Raw genomic sequence first — 12,129 nt, 5'->3', positions numbered from 1 at the left:
TGGGCCCAGGGACTCGCACCGGTGAACCGTCAGCGCCCGTCCCGCAAGCCAGCCAGCGCCTGCACCATGCGCCGCACGAGTTGGCGATCTTCGGCACTCAACGACAGGAACCGGCGCAGCATGTCCTGGTCCTGGCCGTCCAGCGTGCTCGCATACGGGCTGCGCGACTCCGCCACCTGCCCCGCCGCGTGCGTGTCGCCAAAGCGGAGCACGTCCGGCGGCACCTGCAGCCAATCGGCCAGCACCCGCAACTTGTCTTGCGTGGGAATGGCGTTGCCGAGCAGCCAATTGCGGGCGGTGTGCGGGGTGATGCTGCGCCCCCAATAGCGCAGGTTGAACGCGTTCGCCACCACCGTGGGCGACGGTTGAATGCCGCTGTCCTCCAACGCACGCCGCAGCCTGGCCGCGAAGGCCTGCGTCTCGGTGGCGTGGGATTCCTTGACCATCCGCCTACCCTAGAAGAACGAGCTTGCGCAGAATGAAATGTGACTCACTGTTTGTTTGAATGTTGATTGCAATGAATTTGGTTACTTTTTCATTCAATCTTCTGAACGTCTGAACATGCGTCCTGCTCGTCTCCTTCCTCTCGCCACCCTCACCGCCCTCGCCTTGCTGACGACCGCCTGCGGCGGCGGCGGGGATGACGACGACACCCCGGCCCCCGTGCCCCCGGCTCCCACCACCAGCCCAGTCAGTGGCGCGTGGCAAACCACCATCGCAGGGGGTGCGACCGGAAACGCCATCGTGTTGGACGACGGCACGCTGTGGGCCCTGGGCACGCAGGCTTCGGGGCAGCTCGTCTCGCAGATCCACGGCTCGCTGCAAGCCAGTGCGGGCCGGCTGAGCGCCAGCAACGTGGTGTCTGTCGACTACACCCGCAACCAATTTGCCCGTGGCAGCCTGAGCGGCAGCTACGTCGCGGGCTCGAGTGCCACCATCGAACTCACGATTCCCGGCACCGGCTCGACAGGGGCTCAGACCTACACGCCCGTTCCCGCCAGCACCTACACCTACAACCGCGCGGCCTCGCTGAGCGACATCAGCGGCACGTGGCAAGCCCCGACGGGCATGCGCGTCACCATCAACGCCAGCGGCGCCCTGCAAGGCAGTCAAGACGCTTGCCGCGTCACCGGCACGGTCGCCCCGCATGCCAGCGGCAAGAACGTCTTCAACCTGCAGGTCACCTTTGGTGCCGCCTGCTCCACGCCCAACCAGACCCTGCAAGGCGTGGCGGTGACCCTGGGCAGCGGCGCCAGCGCCCGCCTGCTGGCCACGGCCTTGAAGGACACTGGCGGCGACTCGGTGTACTCGCTGTCCGCCGTCGGCACGCGTTCATGATCGGCCAGCAACTGCGCGCGGGGCTGGTGGCAGCCTGCCTGCTCGCAGCCCTTGCGGGGTGCTCCGGCATCCAAACCATGGCGCCGGTCGCCGGCAGCGCGGCGCCGGCGCTGATGTACCCCTTGAGCAGCGAGCAAGCCGACCGCCTGTTGGCCACGGTGATGGCCGGCGAGTTTGCGGGCACGCCCATCTCACGCGTGGACCTGCCCAACCCCGGTTACACCGCCACCATGCGTGTGCTGCTCGACAGCCACCAGATCACCGCGGTGCGCGTTCCCGCACGCGGGATGCGGGACGGTGCACCGGTGGACGGCTACTACTTCGAGGTGCAGGACGCGGGCACCCTGCTGTTCTCGGGCAAGCAGCGTGCCCGCAAGGTGTTTGAACGGCTCACGCACGATGCCGGGGTGCTGGCGCCGGCGCTGCCGCAAGCCCGCTGACACCTGCTTCTGCGGCGTGCGCGGCGCTGTTCCATCGGTTCAGCGCCGCTCATGCCTTGGCCCGCCGTCGGGCGTCGCCATTGACCACGGTTGAACAGGCCCAGGTGCACGCCGGCTGCGTGCAGCCCCCCTCGGCCCCGCCGCGCGTTCGGTGGGCGTCTTGAACGGCTTGCGCCCCCAGGTGCAGCCAGCGACCGGTGCAGGCGCCACTTTGACCATGACCGGGTGGACGGATCAAGCCGCAACCCCGCCGCCGCCGAACGCCGCGGTGGTCAACAATCGCGGCATGTTGACCTCGCCCCACGCTTTCCCCCTCTGGGCCCACGTGCATGCGCTGGTGGTGCTGGCCGAACAGGGCAGTTTCACCGCCGCCGCCGATCGCCTGGGGCTGAGCAAGGCGGCGGTGAGCGAGCGCGTGCGCGAGCTCGAGCGCCAGCTGGGCCTGCCCCTGGTCACGCGCACCACGCGCAGCGTGCGGCTCACACCGGCAGGGCAGCAGCTGGTGGCGGACACCCAGCCCGCCTTTGCCCACATCGCCAGTCGGGTGGCGCTGGTGCAGGACTCGGCCGGCGAAGCGCGCGGCCTGCTCCGCATCACCGCGCCGGTGGCGCTGGCTCGCCAGCAGCTGGTGCCGCGGCTGGCGGCGTTTCAGGCCGACTGGCCGCAGGTGCAGATCGAGCTGGACCTGTCGGACCGGCTGCGCACGCTGGCCATGGAAGGGCTGGACCTGGCCATTCGCCACAGCCCCAGCGTGCCGGACAGCCACGTCGCCCACCGCCTCTGCGGCACGCGGTCGGTGCTGGTCGCCAGCGGCGCCTACCTGCAGCGCCGCGGCGTGCCACAGCAGCCCCAGGACCTGGCCGAGCACGCCTGCCTGCACTACCCGCGCCCGGGTCGGCAGGCGGTGTGGCACTGCGTGGCCGACAAGGCACGCGGCCGGCGCACGCCGCCGGTCACCGTGGCCGTGCGCGGCCCGCTGTCGGCCAACAACAGCGAAGCCCTGCGCGACGCGGCGCTGGCGGGCCTGGGCATTGCGCTGGTGCCCGATTTCAGCGCCCAGGCCGCCTTGCAGCAGGGCGCGCTGCTGGCCGTGCTGCCACAGTGGCAGGTGCAAGGGGCGTTCGCGCAGGACATCTGGCTGGTGCGCCCTCACGCGGCCCAGGTGCCGCGCACCGTGCAGGTGTTCACGCAGTGGTTGCGCAAGGCCTTTGCGCCGGGGTTTGCACCCGGGCTGGCGCCGACCTCGGGATGACGGCTGCCAACGCCTGAGCAGGCTCATCTTGCGCGATCCCATCCGCTTTGCCGGTGCGCGGGGCGGGTGATGGACGCCGGACGGACTTGGGTGGGCCTGCCCGAGGTCATGCGCAGGGCGGACCACCAGGTGGCGGCGCGCAACGCGGCCTGGGCGGCGGGCGCGCCGGTGATGCCGGCTTCGGCCCCGCTGCCCTGCCGCACCCGGTGGGCCCCCTGCAGCAGCACAGGCAAGCGTCATGGCCCCCTCGATCGGGCCCTGTCCCGGGGGATGGTCGCTGGTGTTGCCAGCCCGCCTCGCGCTTGCACGCATGCCGCCCCGCTGGCAGGCGGTGCTTGCGTGCATCCAGACGCGCACAGGGGACCGGCGAGGTCGCGCTGTCGTGGGCACTGGCGCCGAAAGCCCTCCCGTGGCTGAACGTCACCGTGCCCCCGCCCGTCACCACGCTGGCGGTGCGCAGCCAACGCGTCCTTGGTCGGTCACCACTGGCCCGCGGCGCCAGCCGCCTCGGGCCGCCCTGCTGGCCCGGCGACCGTCAGGGTCACTGCGCGCCGCTATGATGCACGCGCCCCCTGGGGATGGCGCTCGTCACGAGCGCGTGTCCCGGTCGCCGCACCGGCGGCCCCCGAGTAGTCCGCCTGTGTCCATGTCCCACGCCTCCCCCCCGCCCCCGTTCTCCTCGCAGGATTTCCGCCTGGCCCTGGGCATGTTCGCCACCGGCGTGACGGTGGTGAGCACGCGCGGCGAAGACGGCCAGCTGCTGGGCGTGACCGTGAGTTCGTTCAATTCGGTGTCGCTCTCGCCCCCGCTGGTGCTGTGGAGCCTGGGCCTGCAATCGCGCCGGCTGCCCACGTTTGCGACCTGCAGCCATTTCGCGGTGAACGTGCTGAGTGCCGCTCAGGTCGACCTGGCGCGCCATTTCGCGCAAAGCGGTGCCACCTGGGACACGGTGCCCCACCTCGCCGGATTGGGCGGCGCCCCCGTGCTGGCCGACAGCCTGGCCGTCTTTGAATGTGCGCGCCGGAGCCAGCACACCGAGGGCGACCACCTGGTCTTCATCGGCGAGGTGCAGCGCTGCACCCGCCACAGCGGCACGCCGCTGCTGTACCAGGGTGGTCAGTTTTACACCGAAACGCCACTCTGAGTCAGGCAGTATACCGATGCTCCCGTTGATTCATTAACGGGAACTGGGCAATACCCCATCAAGAACGGCGCGAACGCCAGCCCCGCCAGAAGAACAGCGCCGCCAGCGCCAGCGCAAACCAGCCCACGGGCTGGGACTGGCCCAGCATGTCCACCCAGAAGGGGGACTTCATGATGCGCGGCCCCAGCACGATGAACACGCCCAGGATGGCGCAGATGGCGCCACGCCAGAAGAACAGGTCGGAAGGTTTCGAGGCCATGGGTGCAGATCGTGGGAAAGCAGCGCCGGATTGTCGCCACGCCCAGGCGCCGCGCGCATGTGGATTACCCCGCGGCCGAGGCCGAGCCACCCCGCCTGCCGCGCACCGCACTGAGCGCGGGCGCTGTGCCCGGCACCACCGAAGCCAAGGGCCAGGCATGTCGGCATGACCGGTGCGGGCTCACCGCCTCGCCGCCTGCGCCTGGCCTGACGTGGGCCGTTGCCGGCGGCTGTGGCGACACCTTCAGGGGTTTCGCCCACCACGATGCCCACCACACGGGACAGGGTGAGCACCCTGCAGGACAACGGCATCACCCCGGCAACGCCGGAGCCACACGAACCGACTGGCTGGTTGAACCGGTGCGCCCACGGCGGGCGCGCGGGTGGGCGAGCCCGGCCGCCACGGATGGGGCGCGGCCTGGACCGCGCACGGCTGGATGACGGCATCGGGTGGCGGGGTGACGCCCCGGGTGGGTGAGCGGCGCCCTGTGCGCCGATGGCCACTGCGGCCGACGCGGCCTGGACGCGGGCGCGCGGCGGCGCTGCTGCGGTTCCAACGCGTCAGATCAAGGGCCCGAACTCGCTCTAACATCGCGCGCACCAACCCAACACACCTGCACCGAGGAGAGAGAACCATGGCCCTGTTTCAATGGCGCGAACGGCCGTCCAGCGCGCTGGACAACGGCGGCGTCATCGCGCCCGACGAACGCCTGCCCTGGGGACAGACCGGCGCCATGGGCGTGCAGCACGTCATCGCCATGTTCGGCTCCACGGTGCTGGCGCCCATCCTCATGGGCTTCGACCCCAACATGGCGGTGCTGATGAGCGGCATCGGCACCCTCATCTTCTACCTCGTCACCGGCGGCAAGGTGCCCAGCTACCTCGGCTCGTCCTTCGCCTTCATCGGCGTGGTGCTGGCGGCCACGGCCCACAGCGGTGGCGGCCCCAACGCCAACCTGGCCCTGGCGCTGGGCGGCATCATCGCCTGCGGGGCGCTGTACACGCTGATCGGCTTCATCGTGCAGGTCGTGGGCACGGCCTGGATCGAGAAGCTCATGCCCCCGGTGGTGACCGGCGCGGTGGTGGCCGTGATCGGCCTGAACCTGGCCGCCATCCCGATCAAGAACATGGCCAAAGGCAACTTCGACGCCTGGATGCAGCTGGTCACCTTCCTGTGCGTGGCGCTGGTGGCCGTGTTCACGCGCGGCATGCTGCAGCGGCTGCTGATCCTGATTGGCCTGATCCTGGCCAGCGTGATCTATGCCGTGCTGACCAACGGCCTGGGCCTGGGCACCCCCATCGACGTGAGCGGCATCGCCCGCGCCGATTGGCTGGGCCTGCCGCAGCTCACGGCGCCGGTGTTCTCGTCGCACGCCATGCTGCTCATCGTGCCGGTCACGCTGATCCTGGTGGCCGAAAACCTGGGCCACATCAAGGCCGTCACCGCCATGACCGGGCGCGACATGGACCAGTACATGGGCCGGGCCTTCATCGGCGACGGCGTGGCCACCATGGTCAGCGGCGCGGCCGGCGGCACCGGCGTGACCACCTATGCCGAGAACATCGGCGTGATGGCCGCCACGCGCATCTACTCCACGGCCATCTTCGTCGTCGCGGCGCTGCTGGCCATCGCGCTGGGCTTCTCGCCCAAATTCGGCGCCGTCATCCAGGCCATCCCGCTGCCGGTGATGGGCGGCGTCTCCATCGTGGTGTTCGGCCTCATTGCCGTGGCCGGCGCGCGCATCTGGGTCGTCAACCAGGTCGATTTCTCGAACAACGCCAACCTGCTGACGGCTGCCATCACGCTGGTGCTGGGCACCGGGGACTTCACGCTCAAGTTCGGCGACTTCGCCCTGACCGGCATCGGCACCGCCACCTTCGGCGCCGTGCTGCTGCACGCGCTGCTGCGGCGCAACCACTGAGGCCTGGGTCAAGCAGGCCGGCTCGGTCCCGGCGCACGCACGGGCTGGCCGCCCACGGCGCACGCCGCAACAGGCCACGCGGCCTGTGGGGAACGGACCTTGCACGGGCCACCGCACGGCCCGCACCGTCACGCACCGACCGGCAGCCGTCCCGTCGCCTCGGCGGCCGGCCCAATCCCCGGGGCCTCGTGGTGCGGGCCGCGCTTCGCTAAGATGCCCGGCGATGTCCACAGCTCAGGAGTTCTGCCCCATGTCGACCCCCGCAACGCGCACCCGCCACCTGGCCCTGGCCGCCGCCGTCCTGGCCGCGGCCACCCTGGCCACCGGCTGCGCCAGCAAGTTTGAAAAGCGCCTGCCCGACTACTCGGCGCGCGCCGTCTTCTTCCCGACCGGTGAGCCGCAGCCCGTCGCCGGCACCAAGATCCAAGGCACGATCGAGTTCAGCCAGAACAAGGGCGTGCTGGTCGCCAAGGGCGAGATCAAGGGCCTGAAGCCGAATTCGACTGTGGGCTTCCACGTGCATGAAAAAGGCTCGTGCATGAAGATGGACGCCTCCGATGCCGGCCCCCACTTCAACCCCGGCAAGGCCCCGCACGGCGCCTTCGACGGCAAGGAAGCCCACCACGCCGGCGACCTGCCCCCGCTGAAGGCCGATGCCACGGGCAAGGCCGTCGTCAACTTCACCACCCAGGCCATTTCGCTGGACAAGTCCGCCGAGAACGGCGTCATCGGCCGCGCCATCGTCGTGCACGAAAGCGCCGACGACCCCACCGCCCAACCGGCCGGCAACTCGGGCAAGCGCCTGGCCTGCGGCGTCATCCGCCTGACCTGAGCCAGGCCCGCGCGCCATCGGGTCGCGGCCCGTCCGGTCCATCCGGCGATGGATCGGACATGCACACCAGACACAGTATGGGGCGGTTGCCGTTGTTGGATCAACGGCAACCGCCCCATACTGCTTTTGGCTGTAGCTGTTCGGCTGCCACTGAAGCGGTGATCGAGCGGGTTCCGCCCCCGTGCGACGGTTTCACCAACCGCTCCATCGCTGGGCCCACGCCCGGACCGCCCTCAGCTTTGCGGGCCAGCCGACTCGCGTGCGGACGCCGCCGCGGCGCCATTCGCCTGCCGCCGCGCCACGATGGCCAGCGGCCTGGCTTTGGTGTTTTCGTAGGCGCGCCAGGCGTAGGTGCCCACGATGCCCAGGCCCAGCAGGTTCAGGCTGCCGAAGAACAGCACGGCGAGCATGGTGGCCGTGTAGCCCGGCACTTCGATCTGCCCCGTCAGGCGCGCCACCAGCACCGCCAGGCCCACCAGCAGCGCCAGGCCGCAACCGCAGACGCCCAGGTGCGTCAGGGCGCGGATCGGCGCATCGGTGAAGGCGAACACGCTGTCCAGCATGTAATCGATCTTCTTGCGCAGCGTCCAGGCCGAAACGCCCTCCTGCCGGGCCTGCCGGTCATAGGCGACGAGCTGGCGCCTGAAGCCCAGCCAGAAGATCAGCGCGATCAACGACGAGCGCGACTCCTCGAGCGCCAGCAGCTGGTCGCGAAACGCGCGGTTGCAGCCGAACACGTCCACGCCACCCTCGGGCATCTCGGCCGCCACCCAGCGCCGGTACAGGGCCCAGAACAGGCGCGAGCTCCACTGCGACACCGCACCGTCCGCGCGCGAGCGCCGGGTGCCGATGACCACATCGGCCTCGTCCCGCAGCAAGGCCTGGTCGAAGGCCGCCATCAGCTCGGGCGGCTCCTGCAGGTCGGCCGCCATGACGCCGAAACGCTCGCCCCGCGCCGCCTGCAGCCCGCTGCGGATGGCCGCGAACGAGCCGAAGTTGCGCGAGTGCGCGAGCAGCTGGGCCGCAAACGGCAGGTCCGGCAAGGCCCGGGCCAGCAGCGCGTGCGACTGGTCGGGGCTGCCGTCGACCACGAACACCACCTCCAGCGCCTCGGGCAGGGTGGGCGCCAGCGCGACCAGCGCGGCCAGCAGGCGCGGCACGTTGGCCTCATTCTTGTAGACCGGGATGACGAGCGAAAACATGGCGGGGGAGACGGCCTCAGAAACAAAACATGTGGGTATGAATCGATATCCGTTCAGTGACGAACGGCCATGGCACCATACCCCGTCAACCTGCACTCACGATGGGCTGGGTGCCGCGCTCGCTGCACAGCACCACCAGCAGGTTGCTGACCATGGCCGCCTTCTGGCGCTCGTCGAGCTGCACCGTGCCTTTTTTCTGCAGCTCGGCCAGCGCCATCTCCACCATGCCCACGGCGCCCGCGACGATGCGCTCGCGCGCGGCGATCACGGCCGTGGCCTGTTGGCGCTGCAGCATGGCCTGGGCGATCTCGGGCGCGTAGGCCAGGTGGCTGATGCGCGCTTCGACCACGCGCACGCCGGCGTTCGCCAGGCGCTCGCCCAGCTCCTGCTGCAGGTGTTCGCCGATCTCGTGGGCATGGCTGCGCAGGCCGATCTGGCCCGGCTCGGTCGAGTCGTAGGGGTAGCTGGTGGCCATGGCCCGCAGGGCCGCCTCGGACTGGATGTGCACGAAGTCCTCGAAGTCGTCCACGTTGTAGACGGCTTCGGAGGCATCGACCACCTGCCACACGATCACGGCCGCGATCTCGATCGGGCTGCCTTCCAGGTCGTTGACCTTGAGCTTGCCGCTTTCGAAGTTGCGCACGCGCAGGCTGACCTTGTTCTGCGACAGGAAGGGGTTGTTCCAGCGCAGGCCGTTGTCCTTCACCGTGCCCACGTACTTGCCGAACAGGCTCTGCACCGCGGCCTGGTTGGGCTGCAGGCTGTACAGGCCTTTGACGGTGACCAGGATGAGCACGCCCATGGCGATCAGCGCCAGCACGCCCAGCGGCGTTTCGCTGATGGTGGAGATGAACATGTACACGGCCACCAGCGCCAGCAGACCGACGACGATGAGCATGGGAATGCCCGGCAGGGAGGATTTGAGGCGTTCTTGCATGGGAGACTCGCAAAGGCGTGTGATGCCGCCATCATGTCATGCGGCCCACAGCCCGTTTCTTGAGCGGTTGCCTGGGCTCGCTGGCCTGGCTGAGCACCCAAGCGATCTGCCCCGCGCTCACGCGGTCTGCGATGAACCGGTCCGCCGGCCGCCGCCATGCCAGGAAGGTGCGTGACATGCACCTGGACAATGGCGCGCACCTGCATCGGCACCGGCGGGTCGCGCGGCCCTGAACCGGCCCGCCGGCCCGCCCGCCGCCCGGCCCGCACGCGGGCTGGGGCTCAGATTCCCTTCATCTTCAGCACCTAGCGTCGCGGCATGCGCATCCTCCTGATCGAAGACGACCCCTCGCTGGGCCACTCCCTGCAATCCTGGCTGCAGCTGGACGGCTACGCCGTGGACTGGCTGCAGCGCGGCGACCAGGCCGCGGCGGCCCTGGACACCCACGACTACCACTGCGTGCTGCTCGACCGCGGCCTGCCCGGGCTGGACGGCGACGCGGTGCTGCAGCGCCTGCGCGCGCGCGGCGCCGACGGCGCCCGGCTGCCGGTGATCCTGATCACCGCGCGCGACACACTGGCCGACCGCGTGCAGGGGCTGGATCTCGGCGCCGATGACTACCTGGTCAAACCCTTCGACCTGGAGGAGCTGTCGGCCCGCGTGCGCGCCGCCCTGCGCCGCGGCGCGGCCCAGGCCACGCCCGAGCTGCGCCATGGCGAGGTGGCGCTGGACCCGGCCGCCAAACGCGTGACGCTGCGTGGCGAGGCCGTGGCCGTCACGGCGCGCGAGTTCGCCGTGCTGCAAGCCCTGATGCGCCGCCCCACCCACATCCTCAGCCGCGCCCAGCTCGAAGAGGCGCTGTACGGCTGGGGCGAAGAGGTCGAAAGCAACGCCATCGAGGTGCACATCTACAACCTGCGCCGCAAGCTGGGCAGCCGCTTCATCAGCACCGTGCGCAACCAGGGCTACGGGTTGGCGCCGGCATGAGGGGCCTGGGTCGCCACCACGGGCTGTCGCGGGCCCGCAAGTCCACCGCAGCGGGGCAGCGCGGGGCGCTGGGCGGGCTGCGGCGCTGGCGGGCGCCACGACCACCGCGTGCCGTCGAACCACGGCAACGCGGCTGGTCGCTGCGCCGCCGCTTGCTGCTGACGGTGATGGGCGTGAGCATCAGCCTGTGGTTGGTGAGCCTGGCCATCGTGATCGGCGTGGCCTGGTTCGCCACCAGCGAGGCCTTTGACGAGGCGCTGGAAGAAGGCGCGCGGCTGGTGCTGCAACTGGGCCCGCGCAGCGCCAGCGGGCAGGGCGCCGACCCCCAAGCCCTGCACGGCAGCCAGGGTGAGGCCCTGAAGCTGCGCCTGGTCTACCAGCTGGTCGACGCCGAGGGCCGCGTGCTGCTGCGCGGCGACGACGCGCCGCAGACCGCGTTCGTGCCGCCCCACACCATCCGCAAGAAGGGCTACACCACCGTGCGCGCCGACGGCGAACTGTGGCGCGTGCACCTGCGCCATGGCGAGGGCGGCCTCAGCGCGCAGGTGGCCCAGCCGCTGGAAGAACGGCTGGAGCTGCTCGAAGACATGGCCGAAAACCTGGCCTGGCCCGCGCTGGTGCTGCTGGCCGTGCTCACGGTGCTCAGCTGGGTGCTGATCCGCCGCCTGCTGCGGCCGCTGGAAGACACGGCCACGCGCATCGCCGTCAAGTCGCCCCAGGACCTGACGGCCGTCGACGCCCAAGGCCTGCCACGCGAATTGCAGCCCGTGGTGGACGCGCTCAACGCGCTGCTGGGGCGCCTGGGCCTGGCGCTGGACAGCGAACGCCGCTTCACGGCCGATGCCGCGCACGAGTTGCGCACGCCGCTGGCTGCGCTGCGCATGCGTGTGCAGCTCATCGAACGCGAGCGCCAGGTGCCCGACGTTCACCTGCAGCAGCTGCGCGCCGACGTGGACCGCTGCACCGCGCTGGTCGAGAGCCTGCTGGCCCTCACCCGGCTGGAGCCGCAGGCCCAGCCCCCGGTGCACGAGGCCGTGGACCTGGACGCGCTGCTCGACACGCTGGAAGCCGCCCTGCCGCCCGAGGCCCAGCTGCAGCGCGCCCTGACCGTGCCCACCGTGCGGGCCGCGCCCGCGCTGCTGGCCAGCGCCCTGCGCAACCTGATCGACAACGCCGTGCACTACGGACCGCCTGGCGTGCGGCTGCAAGTCACCTCGCAGGCCCTGCCCGGGGGCGGCGTGCGCCTGGCCGTGCGCGACGACGGCCCCGGCGTGCCGCCGGCCGAGCGCGCGCGGCTGGGTGAGCGCTTTTTCCGCGTGCTGGGCACGGGCCGGCCGGGCAACGGACTGGGCCTGTCCATCGTGGCGCGCATCGCGGCGCTGCACGGCGCCACCCTGCGCTTTGAAGACGGCCTGGACGGACGCGGCCTGGGCGTGGTTCTGGACTTTCCGCCCCACTGAGCCGGCTCGGCAGGCGTTGCGCCGCTGCGCCGCCGCGCCGCTGCGTCCTGTGCGGCGAAGCGGTTCGGGGGTGGGTTTCACGCTGCCAGGCGTTCTGCCTGCGGTGCCCGCCAAGGCCAGGACGTGGACGTCCACAAGCCCGACGTCCTCGGCGCCGGCAAGGGTGCGCGGAAGCCGCGCATGCAGCCCGCGCGGCCCGAGGGCATCCCCGGGCGAGCGAGATCTGATCCGTGTGCGCGGCGCCCTGACCAGCAGATCCTCGCCCCAGGGCAGCCGGACGCTGTGCGGCCCGCATGCATGCACGATGCATCACGTCAATCAGCCAGAATTCAGACAGTATGTACACCTTCCCGTTTT

At 70.6% G+C, this 12,129-nt stretch carries 12 protein-coding genes; 8 read left to right on the top strand and 4 right to left on the bottom strand.

All coding sequences use genetic code 11. From position 1 onward, the window contains the following. Window positions 1-29 precede the first annotated feature (29 nt). Entirely contained in the window at window positions 30-446 is a 417-nt protein-coding gene (locus tag CCO03_RS00935) for a hypothetical protein (protein ID WP_087276010.1), read from the bottom strand. A 163-nt stretch (window positions 447-609) separates the two neighbouring features. Here CCO03_RS00935 and CCO03_RS00930 point away from each other — a divergent pair, with 163 nt between their 5' ends. From CCO03_RS00930 to CCO03_RS00910, 4 genes are all read left to right on the top strand, one after another. Continuing rightward, window positions 610-1,338, top strand: coding sequence for a hypothetical protein (locus tag CCO03_RS00930; protein WP_087276007.1), 729 nt, complete (start codon window positions 610-612; stop codon window positions 1,336-1,338). Window positions 1,339-1,415: 77 nt separating this feature from the next. Further along, complete coding sequence (locus CCO03_RS00925) at window positions 1,416-1,778, top strand: hypothetical protein (RefSeq protein WP_087276004.1); 363 nt, start codon at window positions 1,416-1,418, stop codon at window positions 1,776-1,778. A 286-nt stretch (window positions 1,779-2,064) separates the two neighbouring features. Next, window positions 2,065-3,030 carry a LysR family transcriptional regulator gene (locus CCO03_RS00920; RefSeq protein WP_087283899.1) on the top strand — a complete coding sequence of 322 codons (966 nt, stop codon included), beginning with the start codon at window positions 2,065-2,067 and terminating at the stop codon, window positions 3,028-3,030. A 646-nt stretch (window positions 3,031-3,676) separates the two neighbouring features. Further along, complete coding sequence (locus tag CCO03_RS00910; RefSeq protein WP_205690343.1) at window positions 3,677-4,174, top strand: flavin reductase family protein; 498 nt, start codon at window positions 3,677-3,679, stop codon at window positions 4,172-4,174. A 58-nt stretch (window positions 4,175-4,232) separates the two neighbouring features. Here the strand turns inward: CCO03_RS00910 and CCO03_RS00905 are convergent, their stop codons facing one another. Next, on the bottom strand, window positions 4,233-4,433 hold the full coding sequence (locus CCO03_RS00905; protein WP_087275994.1) for a hypothetical protein: 201 nt from the start codon (window positions 4,431-4,433) through the stop codon (window positions 4,233-4,235). 634 nt (window positions 4,434-5,067) lie between these two features. Between CCO03_RS00905 and CCO03_RS00900 the strand changes: the two genes are divergently transcribed. Continuing rightward, window positions 5,068-6,354, top strand: a complete 1,287-nt coding sequence (locus tag CCO03_RS00900; RefSeq protein WP_087275991.1) for a solute carrier family 23 protein — start codon at window positions 5,068-5,070, stop codon at window positions 6,352-6,354. Between the two features lie 250 nt (window positions 6,355-6,604). Next, window positions 6,605-7,186, top strand: coding sequence for a superoxide dismutase family protein (locus tag CCO03_RS00895; RefSeq protein ID WP_157667429.1), 582 nt, complete (start codon window positions 6,605-6,607; stop codon window positions 7,184-7,186). Between the two features lie 233 nt (window positions 7,187-7,419). Here the strand turns inward: CCO03_RS00895 and CCO03_RS00890 are convergent, their stop codons facing one another. Together CCO03_RS00890 and CCO03_RS00885 are read right to left on the bottom strand one after the other, a co-directional pair. Continuing rightward, on the bottom strand, window positions 7,420-8,388 hold the full coding sequence (locus CCO03_RS00890; RefSeq protein ID WP_087275985.1) for a glycosyltransferase family 2 protein: 969 nt from the start codon (window positions 8,386-8,388) through the stop codon (window positions 7,420-7,422). Between the two features lie 85 nt (window positions 8,389-8,473). Continuing rightward, entirely contained in the window at window positions 8,474-9,325 is an 852-nt protein-coding gene (locus tag CCO03_RS00885; RefSeq protein ID WP_087275982.1) for an SPFH domain-containing protein, read from the bottom strand. A 318-nt stretch (window positions 9,326-9,643) separates the two neighbouring features. Between CCO03_RS00885 and CCO03_RS00875 the strand changes: the two genes are divergently transcribed. Both CCO03_RS00875 and CCO03_RS00870 read left to right on the top strand, forming a co-directional pair. Then, window positions 9,644-10,312 carry a response regulator transcription factor gene (locus CCO03_RS00875; protein ID WP_087275975.1) on the top strand — a complete coding sequence of 223 codons (669 nt, stop codon included), beginning with the start codon at window positions 9,644-9,646 and terminating at the stop codon, window positions 10,310-10,312. Continuing rightward, window positions 10,309-11,772 carry an ATP-binding protein gene (locus CCO03_RS00870; protein ID WP_169717437.1) on the top strand — a complete coding sequence of 488 codons (1,464 nt, stop codon included), beginning with the start codon at window positions 10,309-10,311 and terminating at the stop codon, window positions 11,770-11,772. Before CCO03_RS00875 ends, CCO03_RS00870 begins: the two co-directional genes overlap by 4 nt. Window positions 11,773-12,129: the final 357 nt, after the last annotated feature.

The sequence above is a fragment of the Comamonas serinivorans genome, from assembly GCF_002158865.1.
Classification (GTDB): Bacteria; Pseudomonadota; Gammaproteobacteria; order Burkholderiales; family Burkholderiaceae_C; genus Comamonas_E; species Comamonas_E serinivorans.
The sequence above is the reverse complement of the archived record's forward strand: the minus strand, read 5'-3'. Positions and strand labels throughout refer to the sequence as shown.